General features: G+C 69.5%; 15 protein-coding genes and 1 riboswitch. Of the genes, 12 read left to right on the top strand and 3 right to left on the bottom strand.

Annotation, left to right across the window (positions count from 1 at the left end; all coding sequences use genetic code 11):
- Nucleotides 1–21: 21 nt before the first annotated feature.
- Nucleotides 22–1,728: a DUF885 domain-containing protein gene (locus OKA11_RS19315; RefSeq protein ID WP_267223425.1), complete on the bottom strand. Its 1,707-nt coding sequence runs from the start codon at nt 1,726–1,728 to the stop codon at nt 22–24.
- A 375-nt stretch (nt 1,729–2,103) separates the two neighbouring features.
- On the opposite strand from OKA11_RS19315, the gene OKA11_RS19310 reads away from it, so the two are divergent.
- The 4 genes from OKA11_RS19310 to nagE all read left to right on the top strand — a co-directional run bounded on the left by OKA11_RS19310 (nt 2,104) and on the right by nagE (nt 10,325).
- Nucleotides 2,104–3,669 carry a S10 family peptidase gene (locus OKA11_RS19310; RefSeq protein ID WP_267223352.1) on the top strand — a complete coding sequence of 522 codons (1,566 nt, stop codon included), beginning with the start codon at nt 2,104–2,106 and terminating at the stop codon, nt 3,667–3,669.
- Nucleotides 3,670–3,841: 172 nt separating this feature from the next.
- Nucleotides 3,842–6,091, top strand: a complete 2,250-nt coding sequence (locus tag OKA11_RS19305) for a family 20 glycosylhydrolase (RefSeq protein WP_267223349.1) — start codon at nt 3,842–3,844, stop codon at nt 6,089–6,091.
- Nucleotides 6,088–8,601 carry a phosphoenolpyruvate--protein phosphotransferase gene (gene ptsP, locus OKA11_RS19300; RefSeq protein WP_267223348.1) on the top strand — a complete coding sequence of 838 codons (2,514 nt, stop codon included), beginning with the start codon at nt 6,088–6,090 and terminating at the stop codon, nt 8,599–8,601. Before OKA11_RS19305 ends, ptsP begins: the two co-directional genes overlap by 4 nt.
- Entirely contained in the window at nt 8,598–10,325 is a 1,728-nt protein-coding gene (nagE, locus tag OKA11_RS19295) for an N-acetylglucosamine-specific PTS transporter subunit IIBC (RefSeq protein WP_267223346.1), read from the top strand. The genes ptsP and nagE overlap by 4 nt, the downstream gene beginning before the upstream one ends.
- Here the strand turns inward: nagE and OKA11_RS19290 are convergent.
- Both OKA11_RS19290 and OKA11_RS19285 read right to left on the bottom strand, forming a co-directional pair.
- Nucleotides 10,265–12,010, bottom strand: coding sequence for a tetratricopeptide repeat-containing sulfotransferase family protein (locus tag OKA11_RS19290; RefSeq protein WP_267223344.1), 1,746 nt, complete (start codon nt 12,008–12,010; stop codon nt 10,265–10,267). The genes nagE and OKA11_RS19290 overlap by 61 nt on opposite strands.
- A gap of 44 nt (nt 12,011–12,054) precedes the next feature.
- Nucleotides 12,055–13,365, bottom strand: a complete 1,311-nt coding sequence (locus OKA11_RS19285) for a cobyrinate a,c-diamide synthase (RefSeq protein WP_267223340.1) — start codon at nt 13,363–13,365, stop codon at nt 12,055–12,057.
- 73 nt (nt 13,366–13,438) lie between these two features.
- Nucleotides 13,439–13,648, top strand: a riboswitch (cobalamin riboswitch).
- Nucleotides 13,649–13,922: 274 nt separating this feature from the next.
- Between OKA11_RS19285 and OKA11_RS19280 the strand changes: the two genes are divergently transcribed.
- The 8 genes from OKA11_RS19280 to cobU are packed head-to-tail and all read left to right on the top strand — an operon-like array spanning nt 13,923 to nt 20,614.
- The gene (locus OKA11_RS19280; RefSeq protein ID WP_267223338.1) at nt 13,923–14,330 is read left to right on the top strand and encodes a DUF1636 domain-containing protein; all 408 of its coding nucleotides are present in this window, start codon (nt 13,923–13,925) and stop codon (nt 14,328–14,330) included.
- Nucleotides 14,327–15,376 (top strand): nicotinate-nucleotide--dimethylbenzimidazole phosphoribosyltransferase, encoded by a 1,050-nt coding sequence (gene cobT / locus OKA11_RS19275; RefSeq protein ID WP_379489336.1) that lies wholly within the window; start codon nt 14,327–14,329, stop codon nt 15,374–15,376. Before OKA11_RS19280 ends, cobT begins: the two co-directional genes overlap by 4 nt.
- 10 nt (nt 15,377–15,386) lie before the next feature.
- Nucleotides 15,387–15,971 carry a histidine phosphatase family protein gene (locus OKA11_RS19270; protein ID WP_267223337.1) on the top strand — a complete coding sequence of 195 codons (585 nt, stop codon included), beginning with the start codon at nt 15,387–15,389 and terminating at the stop codon, nt 15,969–15,971.
- 13 nt (nt 15,972–15,984) lie between these two features.
- On the top strand, nt 15,985–16,710 hold the full coding sequence (locus OKA11_RS19265; protein WP_267223423.1) for an adenosylcobinamide-GDP ribazoletransferase: 726 nt from the start codon (nt 15,985–15,987) through the stop codon (nt 16,708–16,710).
- Nucleotides 16,707–17,705 carry a threonine-phosphate decarboxylase gene (locus OKA11_RS19260; protein ID WP_267223335.1) on the top strand — a complete coding sequence of 333 codons (999 nt, stop codon included), beginning with the start codon at nt 16,707–16,709 and terminating at the stop codon, nt 17,703–17,705. Before OKA11_RS19265 ends, OKA11_RS19260 begins: the two co-directional genes overlap by 4 nt.
- Nucleotides 17,698–18,669 carry an adenosylcobinamide-phosphate synthase CbiB gene (gene cbiB / locus OKA11_RS19255; RefSeq protein ID WP_267223332.1) on the top strand — a complete coding sequence of 324 codons (972 nt, stop codon included), beginning with the start codon at nt 17,698–17,700 and terminating at the stop codon, nt 18,667–18,669. Before OKA11_RS19260 ends, cbiB begins: the two co-directional genes overlap by 8 nt.
- Complete coding sequence (locus tag OKA11_RS19250; protein WP_267223330.1) at nt 18,657–20,111, top strand: cobyric acid synthase; 1,455 nt, start codon at nt 18,657–18,659, stop codon at nt 20,109–20,111. Before cbiB ends, OKA11_RS19250 begins: the two co-directional genes overlap by 13 nt.
- Nucleotides 20,108–20,614, top strand: a complete 507-nt coding sequence (cobU, locus tag OKA11_RS19245) for a bifunctional adenosylcobinamide kinase/adenosylcobinamide-phosphate guanylyltransferase (protein WP_267223328.1) — start codon at nt 20,108–20,110, stop codon at nt 20,612–20,614. The genes OKA11_RS19250 and cobU overlap by 4 nt, the downstream gene beginning before the upstream one ends.
- The last annotated feature ends 77 nt before the right edge of the window (nt 20,615–20,691 follow it).

Here is a 20,691-nt window from a genome sequence, read left to right as displayed (position 1 = left end):
TTGCCGCCCGTCTCGTGATCGTCAGGACTCCTCGTCGGGATAGGGACCCTTGCCGCCTTCGGCGATGAACTGGTCGATGCGGGCAGAGAGGATCGGCAGCGGCACCGATCCCAGGGCCAGCACGGTATCGTGGAAGGCGCGGATGTTGAACTTGGGGCCAAGCGCGGCCTCGGCCTTGCGGCGGCCCTGCATGATCGTCATTTCGCCGAGGTAGTAGGCCAGCGCCTGCCCCGGCCAGGCGATGTAGCGGTCCACCTCGGTCTCGATCTCGTGGTTGGACAGCGCGGTGTTGTCGTGCAGGTACTGCTGCGCCTGCTCGCGGCTCCAGCCATAGTGGTGGACACCGGTATCGACCACGAGGCGCGCCGCACGCCAGGCCTGGTAGCTGAGCATGCCGAACTTCTCGTAAGGCGTCTGGTAGATGCCCATGTCGGTGCCGAGGCGCTCGGTATAGAGTGCCCAGCCTTCGCCGAAGGCCGAGATGTAGGTCTCGCGGCGGAAGTCCGGCTGGTCCTTGTTCTCGGCCGCGATCGGCATCTGGAAGGCGTGGCCGGGGGCGCTCTCGTGCAGCGTCAGCGCGGGCAGCGAATAGAGCGGGCGGCTGGGCAGGTCGTAGGTGTTGACGAGGTAGACGCCCGGCCCGCCGCGACCGGCGGTGTAGAACGGGGCGATGTCGTCGGGCACCGGCACGATGCCGAAGCGCTGACGCGGCAGGTGGCCGATGAAGCGGCCGATCTTGCGGTCCACTTCCTTGGCGGTCCAGGCCGCGCGGTCGAGCAGGGCCTGCGGGGTGTTCACATAGAACTGCGGGTCGGTGCGCAGGAACTGGAGGAAGGCGGGCAGGTCGCCGTCGAACTTCGCCTCCTTCATCGTTTCCTGCATTTCCGTGCGGATCTTGGCGATTTCCGAGAGGCCGATCGCGTGGATCTGCTCCGGCGTCATGTCGGTCGTCGCGTATTCCTTGATGACCGAGCGGTAGTAGGCCTTGCCGTCGGGCAGGGTCTCGGCGGCCAGTTCCTTGCGCGCGCCGGGGATATAAGTGCCGCGCACGAAGGTCAGCAGATCCTTGTAGGCCGGAAGCACCGCTTCGTTGATCGCCTTGAGCCCGGCTCTGCGCAGTTCAGCCTGCGTGGCAGCGGGGATCGCGGCGGGCATCGCCTTGAAAGGTTCGAAGAACACCGTGTCCTGTGCCGCCTTGTCGGCGACCGCGGCAATGGATGCGTCGCGGCCCTTCAGCGTCACCTGCGGCGCGGTGAAGCCGCGTGCGAGACCGGCCTTCATGTTGGCGGTCTGATCGCGGAAGTAGCGCGGGAACTCGGTCATCAGCGCGATGTAGCGGCGGTATTCCTCCTCGTTGGAGAACGTCCGGCGGCCCATGCCGGCAAGGCCGCTCCAGAAGCTGGTGTCCGAATTGACCGGCTTTTCCCACTCGTGGAATTTCTGCTGGGCGATCAGGACATCGATCTGCGCGAGGTAGACCTGCTGGTCCACGCGCACGGCGGGCGAGAGCGTGTCGGCCGGGATCGCGGCGACCTGCCGCCGCACATCCTGCCAGTAGACAAGGCGGGCGGCCTGCGCCTTGGGGGTGACGTCGGGAAGATGGGCGCGCAGCTTGCCCGGGCCGTCGTCGTCGCCCTGCTGCTGCTTGCGCCAGGCCCATTCCTTGTCGGTGATCGCCTTGAACTGGGCATCCGCGCTGCCCGCCTGTGCCTGTGCAAACGCGGGCATCGCCGCGCCGGCAAGCAGGAGGGCCGAGAAACAGCGGAAAACGACAGTGGACAAGAGCGGTCCCTTCGAACTTCGTCTATCGTATGCGGATATACGGTATTTCTTGCGGCGGCCCTGTAGCAGAAAGCGCTCTGGCGCGGGAGGGGCTAATTTGTAACGGAGCGTCAGGCTCGTCGTTCTTGCAGCAGCGCTGTTGACCGGATCGGCGGCAGTGCTATGCCTGATGGGTATTAGGTATACGATCTGCACCACTTTGATCACGACAACGGGCCGCAGCCAGATCGTCATTGCCGCCGCTGCCTGACGCAGGGAAAAGCGTTCCCGGCAGCTCGCGGGCGTTCGAAGGGCATGCGGCAATACAGGGGACACTGCCGCATGCGCCGCTTTCTGACCGTTCTGGCCGTATCTTCGGCACTCGTCTTCACACCGGCCATGGCGCAGGATCACGCCGGCAAGGCTGATGCGCAGGATGCTGCCAAGGCTGATACCGGCAAGCCCGACAAGGTGGAGGCCAGCGCGGTCGAGGATGCGCAGCCGCGCAAGGACAGCGTGACCACCTCGCGCGGCCAGAAGATCGCCTATACCGCCACGCCCGGCCACCTGACTCTGCGCGACGACGACGGCGAGGCGATCGCCAGCCTGTTCTACGTCGCCTACACCGCCGACAACCTCGGTGCGAAGGCCAGGCGTCCGGTGACCTTCCTGTTCAACGGAGGGCCCGGCTCGTCCACGATGTGGCTGCACATGGGCAGTTGGGGGCCGGTACGTGTCGATACGCCGACGCCGACCGCCTATGCGCCTGCGCCTTTCGCCATCGGCAAGAACCCGCTGACGATGCTCGACATCTCGGACCTTGTCTTCATCGACGCGCTGGGTACCGGGTTGTCGCGCCCGCTCGGCAAGCACCAGGCGAGCGAGTTCTGGGGCGTCGACAACGACCTCAAGACCTTCACCCAGGGAATCGTGCGCTACCTGTCGATCAACGACCGCTGGAACTCGCCCAAGTTCGTCTACGGCGAAAGCTATGGCACGCTGCGTGCGGCGGGGCTGGCACTGTCGCTGCAGAAGGCGGGGGTGCAGCCCAACGGCATCATCCTCCAGTCCTCGATCCTCAATTACGGCGCCCGCCAGACCGGCTTCGACATCGACGAAGTGCGCATGCTGCCGAGCTACGCGGCGACCGCGTGGTACCACCATCGCCTTGCCAACAGGCCCGCCGCGCTCGAACCCTTCCTCACCGAAGTGCGCCGCTTTGCCACCGGGCCTTATCTCAATGCGCTGGCGCAGGGCTTCAACCTGCCGGCCGACCAGCGCCAGGCGATTGCCGGGCAGCTTTCCGCCTATACCGGCATTGCGCCGCAGGTGCTGCTGGCGGGCAACTTGCGCATCGATCTCAACCGTTACCGCAAGGAACTGCTGCGCGATTCCGCCGAGACCATCGGCCGTCTCGACTCGCGCTTCATGGGGCCGGAATCGGAAGTGCTGGGCGACCGGCCCGAGTACGACGCCACCGATACCTCGATGACCGGGCCTTACGTTGCCGCGCTCAACAGCTACCTGTTCGGCACGCTGGGCTACAAGACCCAGCTCTATTACCGCCCGAACTACTATTCGGGCATGCTGCGCGGCTGGGACCAGAGCCACGTGGCCGATGACGGGCGCAAGCAGGCACTGGCGGCGACCAGCCTCGATCTGGCGGCGGCGATGCGGCAAAATCCGCATCTCAAGGTGCTGGCGATGAACGGTTACTACGACCTCGCGACGCCGTTCTTCGGGGCCGAGTGGGACCTCGCCCACATGTCGATTCCCGAGGCGCTGAAGCGCAACATCACCTACACGTATTACGAGTCCGGCCACATGATCTACATCGACCCGCCGTCGATGAAGAAGATGAAGGACGACCTCGATGCCTTCTACGCCGCGGCGCAAAGCGGCGACTGATCCACGCAGAAAGGGCCGGAAGTACGACCTAGCTTCCTCTGACGGTAAGGCCGTCAGGGGCAATCCCGCGATCCCGCGCGGCTCCTGCAACACTGGACGCATGTTCTGGATGGCGGCAAGATTCACTTCTGATCTGGTCGCTTAGAGACCTCATAGAGGTTAGACTGACATAATGCGTTCCATCGTTCTCGCCGCCGCTGTCGTTTCCGGGCTCGTTTCCGGAGCGGCTGCGGCGGCCTCTCCGCCCTTGCTTCCGCTTCCGGCGAAAATCGCGCTGCAGCAGGGGCGCTTCGATTTCCGCCACGCTCGCATTGCGGCGACAGACAGCGGCGAAAGGGCGGCGGCGAGCCGGCTGGCAGACCTCCTCCATCGGACCGGTTCGCTGCAGTTGACCTCCTCGGCCGAGGGGCGCATCCGCTTTCGCCGCGATGCTGCGGTCGCGGGCGCCGAAGCCTACCGGCTGATCGTGACGCGGCAGGATGTCACTGTCGAAGCCTCCAGTGACGCCGGGCTGTTCTACGGTGCGCAAACGCTCTGGCAACTGATCGCCGCCTCCAAGGACGGCACGATCGCGGCCATGGTCGTCGACGATGCCCCGGCCTTTGCCTGGCGCGGGTTGATGCTCGATTCCGCGCGTCACTTCCAGTCGGCAGCCTTCGTGAAGGCGTTGATCGACCGCATGGCGGCAGACAAGCTCAACGTGCTGCATTGGCACCTGACCGATGATCAGGGTTGGCGCATCCCGATCGACAGGTATCCGCGCCTGATCGCGGTCGGTGCCTGGCGCCGCCCGGCCGGGGCTGCCGGCACCGACGCGCAGGGTAATCCCGTGCGCTACGGCGGTTTCTACACCAAGGCCGAGATCCGCGAGATCGTGGCCTACGCGGCCGAGCGCCACGTGACTATCGTGCCCGAGATCGAGATGCCGGGCCATGCCACGGCGGCCATTGCGGCCTATCCCATGCTCGCCGCCGCTGCCGATCCGGCGAAAGCGCCGGGCGCCGACTGGGGCGTCTACGAGAACCTGTTCAACACCGAGGATGCGACCTTCGCTTTCCTGGAAGACGTGCTGGATGAGGTGATCGACCTGTTCCCTTCCACCTATATCCATGTCGGCGGCGACGAGGCGGTGAAGGCGCAGTGGATCGCCGATCCGCGCGCGCAGGCCCGGATCAAGGCGCTTGGCCTCAGGAACGAGGGCGAACTGCAAGGCTGGTTCATCGCCCGCATCGGCGATTACCTTGCCGCCAGGGGCCGCAAGATCGTCGGCTGGGACGAGATCCTCGAAGGCCACGTGCCGCCTTCGGCCACGGTCATGTCGTGGCACGGCATCGCGGGCGGCATCGTCGCTGCCAAGGCCGGGCACGACGCGGTGCTTTCGCCCTCGCCGGACTTCTATCTGGATCACATGCAGTCGATGTCCGCCGACGAGCCGTCAGGCCGGGGCGAGGTGATCGACTGGAAGAGCTTCTACGAGACGCCGGTTCTGCCGCAGGGGCTGACCGACGGCGAGCGCGCGCATATCCTCGGCGTCCAGGCGAACCTCTGGACCGAACACATGCGCACGAGCGAGATCATGGAGCGGCAGATGTGGCCGCGCGCCGCCATGCTCGCCGAAATCGCCTGGACCGCGCCGGAGCGCCGTCAGTGGGATGAGTTTGCCGCGCGACTGCCTGCCGAACTGGCGCGGGAGAAGGCCATGGGCATCGGCTATGACCGCACGCCGCTGCAGGCGCTGGGCACGTTCACGGCGGCCGGCGACAGGATCGCGGTCAGGCTGGAACAGCCGGTGAAGGCGGGCACGCTGCACTACACAACCGACGGCAGCGCGCCGCTGGCCGGTTCACCCGCTTATGCGGCGCCGCTGACGCTCGCATCCGGGACCGTGCTGCGCACCCGCAGCTTCCTCGGCTCCGAGCCGTTCGGCGAGGAGAAGGGCTGGACGCTTTCCGCCGCCATGACCCGCACGCGCCAAGCCTCGCAGCTGGAACTCTGCTCGCGCGCGGTGCCGCTGCGCCCGGAAGACGATGCGCCGGCGCAGGACAAGCGGGCGGTGTTCTGGGGCGATATTTTCCATCCTTGCTGGATCTGGCGCGGCGCACCGCTCGCCGGGATCGCGGGGCTGACCGCCGAGGTCGGACAAGTGCCGTTCAACTACCAGATCGGCGCGGACCGGGCGAAACTGGTGTTCGACAAGCCCGAGACTAGGGCCGGCGAACTGCTGGTCCGGCTGGACAAGGCCGATGGCCCGATCGTGGCCCGCGTGCCGCTGGGCAAGGCGGCCGACAATCCGGGTGTCAGCACGCTCACGGTTGCCCTTCCGGTGCAGGCGGGGCCGCACGATCTCTATTTCAGCTTTGCGCAGCCCGGCCCCGATCCGCTCTGGATGCTCGACCGCCTGACGCTGGATCCCGCACGATGACCTTGACGATTGCCAGCCCGCTGCGCGGCTGGGCCACGCCGCTTTGCGAAGTGCCTGATCCCGTTTTTGCGCAAGGCATGATGGGCCCGGGCATCGCCATCGATCCTGCCGAGGGCCGACTTGTTTCGCCGGGGGCGGGACGGGTGGTTTCGGTCCATCCCGCCGGGCACGCGGTGACGCTGGAACTTGATGCGGGGCCGGTGCTGCTGATGCACGTCGGGCTCGATACCGTCGGCCTTGGCGGCGCGGGCTTCGCGCCGGAAGTCATGGCCGGCGAGCGGGTCGAGGCAGGGCAGGTGCTGATCGTATTCGATCTTGACCGGCTTGCCCGCACCGCACGCAGCCTGTTGACGCCGGTGATCGTCACCAATGGCGAGGCCTTTGCCTTCGTCGGCGGGAAGACGGACCGGGAGATCGCGGCGGGCGCGGCGCTGATGACACTGGAGGCCTGCGGGAAGGCCTCGGCGGCAGGCGCGAAGGAGGCGGCGCCGCGGACCAGTCGTTCGCTGCTGCTGCCGCTGGCGCACGGCCTCCATGCTCGTCCGGCCGCGCGGCTGGCCAGCCTGGCGGGCACGTTCCCCGGCACCCTCGAAATGGTCGCCGTCGATGGCCGCGTGGCTTCGATGCGAAGCGCGGTGGCCATGCTGGCGCTGGGGGTCGGCCACGGCGAGACATTGACCTTGCGGGGAAGCGACATCGCGGCCATCGATGCCATCGCCGAACTGATCGAGAGCGGCATGGGCGAACATCGCCCGGTCACGGTTGGCGAACCGGCAGGGCGTGTGGTTCCGTCCGCGCTGGCCCCGCTGCTCCCGCTGGGCGAAGGCGAGGCGCTGGCGGCGGTCACGGCCGTGGCGGGCGCGGCTATCGGCCCGGCGGTCTGGCTGGTCGATCCGCTTGCATCGCTTCCGGAAACGGCGGGCACGCGCGAAGCGGAAGCGGCTGCGCTCGATGGTGCCATCGCCCAGATCCGTACCCGCCTTGAAAGCGCGGCCGGGGGGCATGGACAAGTCGCGCAGATTGCCGCTGCGCATCTGGTCCTGCTTGGTGATCCCGAACTTCGCGAAGCCGCGCGCGGCGGCATCGCCGCGGGCCTGCCGGCGGGCAGGGCATGGATCGCCGGGGTCGATGGCTTCATCGCCCAATTGCGCCTCTCCCCCGATCCGCGCCTGCGCGAGCGGGTGAACGATCTGGCCGACCTTGCCCGCCGCGTCGCCCTGGCAAGCGCCGGGATCGACGAGACCCCGCCGCCGCTGCCGCCCGGCGCGATCCTGCTGGCGGATGATCTCTATCCCTCGCAACTGATGGCCTTGGCCGATGGCGGCCTTGGCGGCGTGGTCACCGTCGAGGGCGGCGCCACCTCGCATGTCGCGATCATCGCTGCAGGGTTGGGCCTGCCGATGCTGGTGGCGGCGGGCGAGCGGCTGAAGTCGATCCCGCAAGGCGCGGCGCTGCTGCTCGAAAAGGGGGCGCTGACCCATGCGCCCGCAGCGGATGTGCTGGCCGCTGCACGGGCCCGCATCGAAGCCGCGCAGTCCCGTCGCCGCGCCGCCGCAGCCCATGCGCAGGCGCCTGCGATGACGCGCGACGGTGTCCGGATCGAGGTCTTCGCCAATCTCGCCTCCGCCGCCGATGCCGGCGCGGCGGTCGCTGCGGGCGCCGAGGGCTGCGGGTTGCTGCGCAGCGAATTCCTGTTCCTCGATCGCGCCGCTGCCCCTTCGCTGACCGAGCAGCGTGAGGTCTATTCCGCGATCTCCGCCGCGCTGGAAGGTCGCCCGCTGATCGTGCGCACGCTCGACATCGGCGCCGACAAGCCTGCGCCCTACCTGCCGATGAGCGGCGAGGAAAACCCGGCGCTGGGCCTGCGTGGCATCCGCCTGCAACTGGCAGCGCCCGACTTGCTCGACGTGCAACTGCGCGCGCTTGTCACCATGGAGGCGCAAGGCCCGGTGCAGATCATGCTGCCGATGGTGAGCGAGATCGCCGAATTGCGCGCGGCGCGGGCCGCGCTGGAGCAGATCGCTGCCGAAGAGGAGCGTCCGTGCCCGCCGCTCGGGATCATGATCGAAACCCCCGCTGCCGCCCTGCACGCCGGGGTGCTGGCGGCAGAGGCCGACTTCTTCTCGGTCGGCAGCAACGATCTGGCCCAGTACACGCTGGCACGCGACCGCACCAATCCGCATGTCGCGGCGGGGCTCGACGCGCTGCACCCGGCGATCCTGCATCTGATCCAGATCGCGCAGATCGGAGCCAGCCGCCATGGCCGCCTTGTCGGCCTATGCGGCGGGCTTGGTGCGGATCCGGAGGCGATTCCGCTGCTGATCGGCCTCGGCGTGCGGGAACTTTCGGTTTCTGCGGGTTCGGCTGCGCAGACCAAGGCGCTCATTCGCAGCCTCACGCTGGAGCAATGCGGCACCATGGCGGAGGCCGCGCTGGGATTGCCCGATGCCGCCGCCGTGCGCGCACTGGTACGCGCCGAACTCGGCAAGATCGTGGAGGAAGTGGCATGAAGCTCTCGCTGCAATCGCTCCAGCCGCTGGGCCGTGCGCTGATGCTGCCGATCGCGGTGCTGCCGATCGCCGGTCTGCTGCTGCGGCTCGGCCAGCCGGATCTGCTCGACCTGCCGTTCGTGGCCGCGGCAGGGGCGGCGATCTTCGAAAATCTTGGGATGCTCTTCGCGCTTGGCATAGCGGTCGGCATCGCCCGCGATGCCAATGGCGCGGCGGGGCTGGCGGGGCTGGTCTGCTTCCTGGTCGCCAGCAAGGGGGCAGAAATCCTGCTGGTGGTGCCGCATGACGTGACCGCCGGGCTCGCGGCGGATGCCTGGCGGGCCAAGAGCATCGCCAAGCTGGCGGTCCCGATCGGCATCGCCTCCGGGCTTACCGCAGGCGCCTTCTACAACCGCTATGGCGCGATCCGCCTGCCCGAATACCTCGCCTTTTTCGGCGGACGCCGCTTCGTGCCGATCCTTTCCGGGCTGGCCGGGCTGTTGCTGGCGGCGGTGGTTGGTTACGGTTTTGCGCCGATCACCGGCGGCATGGACATGGTCAGTGGCGGCGTTGTCCATGCAGGCGTGCTGGGGCTGTTTGCCTATGGCGTGCTCAACCGCATGCTGATTGTCACTGGCCTGCACCACGTGCTCAACAACGTGGCCTGGTTCATCATCGGCGATTTCCACGGCACCACCGGTGATCTCAACCGCTTCTTCGCGGGCGATCCCGCGGCCGGCAGCTTCATGTCGGGCTTTTTCCCGGTGATGATGTTCGGCCTGCCCGCCGCCTGCCTTGCGATGTACCACGCGGCGCGGCCCGAGCGGCGCAAGGCGGTGGGCGGCATGTTCCTGTCGATGGCGCTGACCGCTTTCCTGACCGGCGTGACCGAGCCGATCGAGTTCACCTTCATGTTTCTCGCCCCGCTGCTCTATGCGATGCACATCGTGATGACCGGCGTGGCCATGGCGCTGATGGACCTGCTCGGCGTCAAGCTCGGCTTCGGCTTCTCGGCGGGGCTGCTCGACTATGTGCTGAACTACTCCAAGGCCACCCATCCGCTGTTGCTGCTGCCGGTGGGGACGGCCTATGCGCTGCTCTATTACGCTTCGTTCCGCTGGGCGATCGCGCGCTTCGACATCAGGACGCCGGGGCGCGAGGACGAGCCGGTGGGCGAGGATCCGGGGGCTATCACCGCTGCCGAGGGGGCGCGTGGGGCGGCCTTCGTGGCGGCGCTGGGCGGCAAGGGCAACCTCGCCGAGATCGGCGCCTGCACCACCCGGCTGCGCCTGCGCCTGCATGACAGCGATGCTGTGGACGAGCCGCGCCTCAGGGCACTTGGCGCGCGCGGGCTGATCCGCCCGGCGCCCGGGGCGCTGCAGGTCGTGGTCGGCCCGATCGCCGACGACGTGGCAAGCGAGATGCGCGAGGCGGCGGGGCCGCTGCGGGAAGCCGCCGAGGCGGCTGCGGCGCCGGATAAGCCGGCGGCAGTGGCAGCGGCTGCGGCAGTGGTTGGGCTCGATGCCGTGCCCTGGCTTGCGGCGCTGGGCGGCAGGGGCAATGTCATGGCGGCGGGCGCGGCTTCGAGCCGGGTCTGGGTCGACCTTGGCGATGCGGCGGCGATCGACGAGGCCGCGTTGAAGAGGCTTGGCGCGCGCATGGTCCTGCGCGGCGCCAGCGGCGTTCAGTTGATCGTCGGTTCCTGGGCGCCGGAACTGGCTATCGGGCTGTCGAAGGCGGCATAACCGCCGCGTTCGATCGCCTCGGTCAGCACGGGGAGCACCGGGGCGAGTTCCTTGGCATAGCCTTTCCAGCGTCCGATCGAGCGGCGGTTGAGCGGCTCGCGCACTTGCGCATGGCCGGGCGTCGGCGCGTGGCGGGGCAGGGTGTGGAAAGCCATTTGCCGGGGTTCGGCATCCAGCCCGAGCCAGGCCATCAGGTCCGCGGTTTCCTCTTCCTGGTCGCCGACAAAGCGTTCGTAGCGCAGTTCGTGCGCGGGGACCGGCAGTTCTTCCAGCCAGTGCTCGGTCAGCGCGTCCATGCGCGCATAGTGGAGCGCGAGGTCCTCGAGCCGGTAGCCGCAGGCAAAGCCGTGGGTGAAATCGTGGCTCATCGCCGAGACCATCACGTCGCGCGGATCGCGGCGCACGACGATCACCGGTGACTGCGGGAAGGCCAGTTGCAGCAGCGGCAGGTAGAGCGCGTTGAGCGGCAGCTTGTCGGTGAAGAAGTCGGCGCCCTTTTCGAGAAGGCCGTAGCGTTCGGCGCGGGCGAGATAATGATCGCGCAGGTGCGTGCCCAGCGTGTCCAGCAGGGCCTCGCTCATGCCATCGGGATCGCGCGGGAAGGCGCCCTGGGTGCGTGCATGAGCCAATTCCGCCAGTTCGCGTCCGAACGGCAGTTCGCCGCCCGCGCGCACGCGCGAATGGCTCGCCAGTACCTGTTCGATGAGGCTCGTGCCCGAGCGCGGGAAGCCGAGGATGAACACCGGCTGCGGCACGCCCTTGCGGCGCTCGGCAGGCAGGAATCCGGCAAAGCGGTCGGCGGTGAAGACGTCCTGCCACTGCCGCACCAGTTCGCCCACCGCGCGGGCCGGATAGCTGCGGCTGGCGGCCCTTGCGAGCGCGTCCTTGCCGGCGGTGAAGTCATCCCAGGCCTCGGTCTTGCGGCCGGCCCGGTCGCGCAGGCGACCGCGCAGCAGCAGGGCGGGGCCCGAAGGCGCGGTTTCCGCCTCCAGCATGGCGAGCCCCATGGGCCATTCCTCGGTGCGTGACAGCAGGGTGACGCGCTGCAGGGTGACATCGCTGCCCTGGCGCAGCGCGAGCGCCTCGGCCCGGGACAGCACGGCACAGGCCCGCTCGAACCGCCCGGCCTGTTCCTCCAGCTCGGCCAGCCAGGTCAATGGGGGCAGGGCGTCGGGCATGGCGTGGGCTGCTTCGGCCAGCAGCGGGCCGGCTTCCTCCAGGCGTCCCTGCCGCAGGAGATTGCGCCCGAGATCGGCAAGCAATTGCGGATGAGGGCCGACAATGCGGATAGCGGCCTCGAGATGCTCGGCGCCTTCGACCAGTTCCTCGCGCTCGCTCAGCATGTTGCCGAGGCGCATCAGGGCGTCGGGATTGCCGGGTTGGTCGGCGATGGTCCGGCGCAGGACCGCTTCCGCGTCGCGCAGACGGCCGGTCTCGTGCAGCCATTCGGCGAGGTCGTTGCGCGGCCACGTGCGCTCGGGCGCGAGAACCGCCGCCTCGCGCAGCAGGTTTTCATAGCGCTCGCCCGCGCCGCGGGCCTTGGCGGCGAGAGCCAGCACCTCGATCGCATCCAGCGCCAGCGCGGGTTCGGTGCGCGCGGCGAGCGCCAGGGCTTCGGCACGCGCGACATCGCCCGAGGAAAGCGCCTCACGCGCGGCGGAAATGGTCTGCAAATCGGCGGCCATGCAAGTGCTTAGAGAGGCTTGTGTGCGAAAATGTCAAATGGACTTTACGTCCCGGCCTGCGCACTCCTGCCGAACAATGCGGCAATCAGTACCGGAGCCGAGACAAAGTAGAGATGCATGTAACTGGCGGTAAGTGAACCGCAGCGGAACAGCCGCTCGCCGGCTCGACCGTCCGGTGTGCGGGCCTGGACCAGCGGCGCGAGCGCGGTTTCGAGCGTGGAATAGTGGAAGGTGTGGCCGCGCAGGCGGTGTCCGTCCAGCATGGCCTCCTGCATGCCGAGCGCGGCAAGGCGCGACTGCATGCGTGCGCGGCCGGGCAGCAGGCCGAGCAGTTCAGCCCGGTTCTGCTCGGCGTCTTCCAGCGTCTCGCAAGCGTAGAGCATGCCGCCGCACTCGGCCAGGATCGGTTTGCCTGCCGCGTGATGGGCGCGGATCGCCGCCAGCATCGGGGTGTTGGCGGCAAGGCGGGCGAGGTGGAGTTCGGGGTAGCCGCCCGGCAGCCAGAGCGCGTCGCATTCGGGCAGCGCGTGGTCGGCGAGCGGCGAGAAGAACGCCAGCCGTGCCCCCGCGCGCTCGAGGAAGGCGAGGTTGGCGGGGTAGAGGAAGGCAAAGGCCGCATCGCGGGCGATGGCCACGGTGGTCCCCGCCAGCGAGGGCAGCGGCTGCGCCGGGGCAGGGGCGGCAAAGGCGACCGGCTCTGGCAGCCAGAGCGCGGTTTCGGGCAGGAGGTCCGCCGCGCGGTCCAGCCGTTCGGCCAAGTCGGCGATTTCGCCCGCCTGCACCAGCCCGAGGTGGCGCGAGGGCAGGCCGATCGCAGGGTCGCGGCCCAGGCTGCCGAGCCAGCGCACGCCCTGCGGCATGCCCTGCTCCAACAGCTGCGCGTGGCGGGCGCTGCCGACCCGGTTGGCGAGCACGGCGGTCAGGTTGACGCCGGGCTGGTAGGTCGCCAGGCCGTGAACCAGTGCGCCGAAGGTCTGCGCCATCGACGAGGCGTCGATCACCGCCATGACCGGCAGGCCGAAACGCCGCGCGAGGTCGGCGGCGGAGGGATCGCCATCGTAGAGGCCCATGACTCCCTCGACGAGGATGAGGTCGGCTTCCTGGGCGGCGGCATGCAGCAGGCGGCGGCATTCCTCCTCGCCGACCATGAACAGGTCGAGCTGCTGCACCGTCGCGCCGCTGGCGACTTCGTGGATCATCGGATCGAGGAAATCGGGGCCGCACTTGAACACCCGCACCCGCTTGCCCGCGCGGGCGTGGCGGCGGGCGAGCGCGGCGGTGACGAGGGTCTTGCCCTGGCCCGAGGCGGGGGCCGCGATCAGCAGGGCGGGGCAGGAAGCGTCGTTAACCGGCATCGTTGCGGCGACTATGGAACTTCCCCGTGCGGCGCAAGCTTCGCCCACTTGCCAGCCGTCCGTCCGCACGATAGTTGCCGGCCTCGCGAAGGGTTCCCCGCGAGGGGATGAAAAGGGAACGCGGGTTAGATGCCCGGGCTGCCCCTGCAACTGTAAGCGGCGAGCCGTTCGGCCAGACACGCCATTGGGAAGCAAGCCGCGCAATGGGCAAGGTTTCCCGAGAAGGCGGCCGGACCGGCCCTGACCCGTGAGCCAGGAGACCTGCCCGTCGCGGTCGTTCTTCGTCGGGACAGGGTGTGCCGGACGGACGGGGGAGTTTCTCTCGCGGAGCGACAGCCATTGCTCCGCCGGCCAAGCGCCCGGGCGGGGGACGCGGCCTGTCGTGCGGTGCCCATGCACCGGGACCCTGCCGATCCGTCCTTTGCCCGATCGCCGACCCGAAGGGGCATTCGATGTCGCGAGCGGGAAGGAAACTCCGTGAACTGTCGTGTTCTGGTCAGCCCCATCGGCGCATGCGCCGAAATCGATTGCTGTTTTGGTGCGGGGAGTGTCGGCCGATGCTGACCCCGGTCGAGCCCGGCCCTTCGGTGGTCGTCTGCAACACCTGCCGCCTTTCGGCCGATGCGCGCGAGGACGGGCAAGGGCGGCGTGGCGGCGCGCTGCTGGCCGAGGCGATGCGGGCGCTCCAGGCCAAGGATCCCGCCCTGCAGGCGGTCGCGGTGCAGGAGATGGCCTGCCTGTTCGCCTGCCAGCGCCATTGCACCGTGCACATCCGCGCGCCGGGCAAGCTGGGCTACGTGCTGGGCGATTTCGAACCCGGCGAGGAGGCCGCCCGCGCGATCCTCGACTATGCCTTGCGTCATGGCGAAAGCGCCGAAGGGCAGGTACCCTATCGCCAGTGGCCGGAAGGCGTGAAAGGCCATTTCATCACCCGCACTCCCCCTGAAGGGTTCATTCACGCATGAGCATGCCCACGCACTCGGCTGCCCCCCCGATGTTTGCCGGCCGCGCTGCCTTTGCCGCCGCGTTGGCCGGTCTTCCCGTACCTGATGGCGCCGCGCTGGAGGCGGCGCGCGGGCGCCAGGCCAGCCTCACCAAACCTGCCGGTTCGCTCGGGCGGCTGGAGGAGATCGCGGTGTTCATGGCCGGCTGGCAGGGCCGGGAAATTCCGCAAGCCGAACGTATCCAGGCGGTGATCTTTGCCGGCAATCACGGCGTTGCCGCACGCGGGGTGAGCGCCTATCCGCCCGAAGTCACCCGCCAGATGGTCGCCAATTTCGAGAACGGCGGCGCCGCGATCAATGCGCTGACCGCCGCCTGCGGTGCCGAACTTGAGGTTGTGCCCATCGATCTCGACCGGCCGACCGGCGACATCACCGTGGAGCCGGCCATGAGCGAGGCCGAGTGTCTGGCCGCGCTCAACATCGGCGCGGCGGCAGTGCGTCCCGGCAGCGACCTGTTGTTCGTGGGCGAGATGGGCATCGGCAACACCACCCCGGCTGCCGCGCTTTGCGCCAGAGTCTTCGGCGGTGCGGCGCAGGACTGGACCGGGCGCGGCACCGGACTCGACGATAATGGCCTTGCCCGCAAGGCGGCGGCAGTGGCGGCGGCGCTGGCGTGCCATGACGGCGCGCCGCGCGATGCCTTCGAGACGCTGCGCCGGCTCGGCGGACGCGAGATCACGGCGATGGCAGGGGCCGTGCTGGCCGCGCGCCATCACCGCGTGCCGGTGCTGCTCGACGGGTTCATCTGCTGCGCCGCGGCGGCGCCGCTCATGGCCGACAATGGCGGGGCGCTCGACCACTGCCTGGCCGCCCATTGCTCGGCCGAGGCGGGGCACGTGCGGCTGCTGGACCGGCTCGGGCTGGATCCGCTGCTGCATCTCGGCATGCGGCTGGGCGAGGGATCGGGCGCGGCGGTGGCGACGCAGATCGTGCGTTCGGCGCTGGCTGCCCATGCAGGCATGGCGACTTTTGCCGAAGCTCTGGTCGCCGGCCAGGCGATCGCATGAGCGGGGCGGCATGAACGGCATCCTTGTCCACCTGATGCGCCACGGCGCCCCGCGCGAACCGGGGCTGATGCTGGGGCACCGCGACGACCCGCCGACCCCGACTGGCGTGGCGCGCTGCATGCTGCGCGCCGAACACCTGGCATTCGCGCAAGTCCTCTCGTCCGATCTGGCGCGGGCGAAAGTCCCCGCGCGCCAGATCGCGCATGCCCGCGGGGCGACGCACCGGGCCGACCGGCGCTGGCGCGAACTCGATTTCGGCGACTGGGACGGGCTTTCGCCGCACGACCTCGACCCTTCGTTGCAGGCCGCCTTCTGGGACGATCCCGATCTCTGCGCGCCGCCGCGCGGGGAACGCTGGTCGCAGCTGTGCCTGCGGGTCAACGAGGCGCTTTGCGGGATCTCCCGGGATACCCTCGTGGTCACCCACGGCGGGGCCATGCGGGCGGCGCTGGCGGTGCTGTTCGGCTTTGATCACCGCCAGATATGGGCGTTCGAATTTGCCTATTGCGCGGTGCTGAGCCTGCGCCTCTGGCCCGATGGCGAAGGGCGGATCTCCGCTGCGCAGATCGTTGCGCTGGACGGCGGCCGCTTGTGATCCTGCGCTCATGATCCGCCGCATCGTCCTGGCGCTGCAGTTCCTCACCCGGCTGCCGCTGCCTGCTGTTCGCGCGGGCGAGGCGGACTTTGCCGGAGCCATCCTGTGGTTTCCGCTGGCAGGCGCTGCGGTCGGCGGGGCGGCGGGGCTCGGCTGGTGGCTGGGGCTGCGCTCGGGCGATGGCTGGATCGCCGCGCTGGCCGGGCTGGCGGCGTGGACAGCGGTGACCGGTGCGCTTCATCTCGACGGGCTCGGTGATGTCGCCGACGGCGCCGGAGCCGCCCACAAGAGCGCCGGGGCAGACCGGGAGCGGATCTCGGCGGTCATGGCGGATCCGCATGTAGGCAGCTTTGCGGTGGTGGCCATCGTCCTGCAGCTCACCGCCAAGCTGGTGCTGCTCCATGCGCTGCGGCCGGGGCAGGTCTGGGCCCTGTTGCTGGTGCCGGTGCTGGCGCGCATGGCCCCGCTTGCCTGGACGCTGCTGCTGCCGCCGCTGCACGAGGGGTTGGGCAGCCTGTTCCGCAAGGCCGTGCAATGGCGGCACGTCATCCTTTGGGGCGGGGCGGCGCTGGTGCTGGCGCTGGCAGTAGCGCCGCCGCTCCTGGCGCTCTTTGCCGCGGTGCCGTTCTGGGCATGGTGGCTGCGCAGCCGGATCGGCGGCATTTCGGGTGACGGCCACGGCGCCGGTATCGAAGTGACCGAGACCGCGCTGCTCGCCGCGCTGGTGCTGATCCGGTGAGCGGCGGGCTGGTGATCGACCATTTCCTCCACCACGGCGGCCGCCTGACCGAGGCAGCGCGGCGGTTCGGCGGCGCTGCCGAGGACTGGCTGGACCTCTCGACCGGGCTCAACCCCGCGCCGTGGCCGGTGCCGCAGGCGCTCGCGCCGGACTGGCACGCCTTGCCCGATCCTGCTGGGCTCGCGGTGCTCGAAGCGGCGGCGGCGCGGCATTTCGGGGTCGATCCGGCGCTCTGCTGTGCGGTGCCGGGCAGCGAGGCGGCGCTGCGGCTGCTGGCGCGAATCCTTGATCTGCCGGGGCGGGCGCTGGTGCCGAGCTACCGCAGCCATGTCGAGGCCTTCGCCGTGTCTCGCCCCGTTCGCTTTGGCGAGGTCCCGGCGGCGGGGGAAACCTGTGTCATCGCCAATCCGGGCAATCCCGATGGCGTGCTGCACGCACCCGAGGCGCTGTGCGGCTGGGCGGACCGGATCGCCGGGCGTGGCGGCTGGCTGATCGTCGACGAGGCCTTTGGCGACTGCGCGCCGCAAGCCAGCGTCGCTGCGGCAGTGCGGCCCGAGGGCAGGCTGATCGTGCTGCGTTCCTTCGGCAAGTTCTTCGGCCTGGCCGGGGTGCGGCTGGGTTTTGTGCTGGCACCGCCGCCGATCCTGGCGAAGCTGCGCGCGGCGATGGGCAGCTGGCCGCTCCATGCAGGCGCGCTGGTGATCGGCGCGGCGGCCTATGGCGATGCGGCCTGGATCGCGGCAACGCGCGCCGATTTGCCGGGGCGCGCTGCCGCGCTCGATGCCGTGCTGGCGCGCCACGGGCTGGTGGCGGAGGGCGCTAGTCCGCTGTTCCGGCTCGTCACCGGCTGCCCCGCGGCCGAGCTGTTCGAACGCCTTGCCCGCGTCCGCATCCTGGTGCGGCCTTTCGCCGAGTTCCCCGGTTGGCTGCGCTTCGGCGTGCCTGCCGACCCTGCTGCCCTGGCCCGGTTGGATCGGGCCCTGCACAATGGCTGAGCCAACGATTCTAGCCGCCATGGCGCTCGAGGGCGCGCTGGGCTGGCCGTCCAGCCTCCATGCCCGCATCGGCCATCCGGTCGGGCTTTTTGCGAAGATCATCACCGGCTGCGAGCGGGCGCTCAACCGTCCTGCCTGGCCGGATTGGCAGCGGCGGCTGGCTGGCCTTGCGGCGATGCTGGCGCTGATCGTCATGGCGGCCTGCGTGAGCGCGCTGGCGGTCCTCGGTGTCCGCGCAGTGGCGGGCAATTGGGCCTGGGCGGTGCTGGCACTGCTTGCCTGGCCGGCGCTGGCCGCACGCAGCCTCGACGATCACGTGCGCCCGGTGCTGGCGGCGCTGGAGGCGGGCGACCTGGTCGCCGCGCGCCGCCGCGTCGGCATGATCGTCGGGCGCGAGACGCGGGACCTTGACGAGGCCGGGGTGGCCCGTGCCGCGATCGAGAGCCTTGCCGAGAGTTTTTGCGACGGTGTCGCAGCGCCGCTGTTCTGGCTGGGGCTGGGCGGGCTGCCCGGGGTCTGGGCCTACAAGGCGATCAACACGGCGGATAGCCTGATCGGCCATCCCGAGGAGCCGCTGCGCGCTTATGGCTGGGCGGCGGCGCGGATCGACGATCTGGTCAACCTGATCCCGGCGCGGCTGGCGGGGCTGCTGCTTTGCCTGGTCGGCGGGGGCGGCTGGGGCACCATGCTGCGCGACCATGCGCTGCATGCTTCGCCCAATGCCGGATGGCCCGAGGCGGCGATGGCAGGCGTGCTCGGCGTGAGGCTGGCGGGGCCGGTGCGTTACGACGGGGTCGCGGCCGACAAGCCGTGGATCGGCCGGGAGGGCGGCGAGGCGGGCGCCGCCGACTTGCGGCGGGCGCTGGGCGTCTATCGGCGCGCCTGCGCGGCGCTGGCATTGGGGGCCTGGATCTTGGGGATCTTGGGGATTTTGGGAATCGTGGGGAGCGCATGGCAGGTTTGATGTTGCAGGGGACCGGCTCGGACGTCGGCAAGTCGGTGGTCGTGGCGGGGCTGTGCCGGGCCTTGTCCAATCGCGGGCTCAAAGTGCTGCCGTTCAAGCCGCAGAACATGTCCAACAACGCCGCCGTCACCCCCGGGGGCGGCGAGATCGGCCGCGCCCAGGCGCTCCAGGCGCTGGCGGCGCGGGCGCCGCTGCATGTCGACATGAACCCGGTGCTGCTAAAGCCCCAGGCCGACCGCACCTCGCAGCTGGTTGTTCACGGGCAGGTGCGCGGCACGCTGGGAAGCGCCAATTTCCGCGAGGCGCGGCGCAGTCTGCTGCCCGACGTCATGGCCAGCTACCGGCGGCTGGAGGCGCGCTGCGACCTCGTGGTGGTCGAAGGCGCGGGCTCACCCGCCGAGATCAACTTGCGCGCGGGCGACATTGCCAACATGGGCTTTGCGCGCGAGGCCGACGTGCCGGTCGTGCTGATCGGCGATATTGACCGCGGCGGGGTGATCGCCTCGCTGGTCGGCACCCGCGCGGTGATCGAGCCTGACGATGCCGCCCAGATCCGCGGTTTCCTCATCAACAAGTTCCGCGGTGATCCGGCCCTTTTCGCGGACGGCTATGCCGCCATCGCGCAGCGTTCGGGCTGGCGCGGCTACGGCGTGCTGCCATGGCAAAGCGCGGTCGGCCGCCTGCCGAGCGAGGACGCCGTGGTGCTCGAACGCGGGCTGGGCGGCGGCTCGGGAAAGTGTCTCGTGGCCTGCCCGATCCTGCCGCGCATCGCCAATTTCGACGATCTTGATCCGCTCCGGCAGGAAAGCGGCGTGGAGGTGGCGATGATCCCGCCGGGCACGCCGATCCCGGCCGAAGCGGCGCTGATCGTGCTGCCGGGTTCCAAGGCGACGATGGCCGATCTGGCATTCCTGAGGGCGGAGGGCTGGGACATCGACATTCTGGCGCACTATCGGCGCGGGGGTATGATTCTGGGGATCTGCGGCGGTTTCCAGATGCTCGGCAGGACGATCGCCGATCCGCAGGGGATCGAGGGCCAGCCCGGCGAGATGGCCGGGCTCGGCCTGCTCGACGTGACCACGGTGCTGGGGCCGGCCAAGGCGCTGCGGACCGTATCGGGGGAGGCAATGGGCGCCGGCTTCGAGGGCTACGAGATGCACATGGGCGTGACCACCCGGCATTCCGGCGCGCCGCTGGCGATACTGGCGGGCGACCGTGCGGACGGTGCGCGCGATGCCGGTGCCCGCGTGCTGGGAACCTATTGCCACGGCCTGCTCGCCTCGACCGATCTGCGCGCGCAATTGCTGGCGCGGCTAGGCGCGGCAAGCGACCGGCGCGATCATCATGCCGAAGTCGATGCCGCGCTCGACGAACTGGCAGGGGCCATGGAGGCGAATCTCGACATCGACGGCCTCCTCGCGCTGACGGAGATGGGGCGATGATCAGCACGTTTGTTCTGGGCGGCGCGCGTTCGGGCAAGAGCCGCCATGCGCAGGGCTGGATCGAGGTGGTGGAGGGCCGTCTCGCCTATGTGGCGACCGGGCAGGCCTTCGACGACGAGATGGCGGCGCGCATCGCGCTCCACCGCGCGGACCGGGGCGAGCGCTGGACCACCATCGAGGCGCCGCTCGACCTTACCGGCGCCATCGCCCGCGCTTCGCGGGAGGCGGACGCGATCCTTGTCGATTGCCTGACGCTGTGGCTGTCGAACCTGATGATGGCCGAAATGACGTTGGCCCCGCAGTTCGACGCGCTGTGCCGGGCGATTGCCGATTGCCCAGTGCCGCTTGCGCTGGTGGCGAACGAGGTGGGGCTCGGGCTGGTGCCGGAAACCCCGCTGGGCCGCGCCTTTCGCGACGAGGCGGGGCGCCTCAACCAGCAGGTCGCCGCCGTTGCCGACAACGTGGTGTTTGTCGCCGCCGGACTGCCGCTGAAGTTGAAGTAGGGAAAAGGGCCGCCCCGGGGAACGGAGCAGCCCTTGGAAGGCCATGGCCGGTCCTGCAGGAAGACCGGCCATGAAGC

The organism is Novosphingobium clariflavum (assembly GCF_026420865.1).
In the GTDB taxonomy this organism is placed as follows: Bacteria; Pseudomonadota; Alphaproteobacteria; order Sphingomonadales; family Sphingomonadaceae; genus Novosphingobium; species Novosphingobium clariflavum.
Note: the sequence above shows the minus strand (reverse complement) of the source record. Positions and strands in the feature narration are given on the sequence as shown.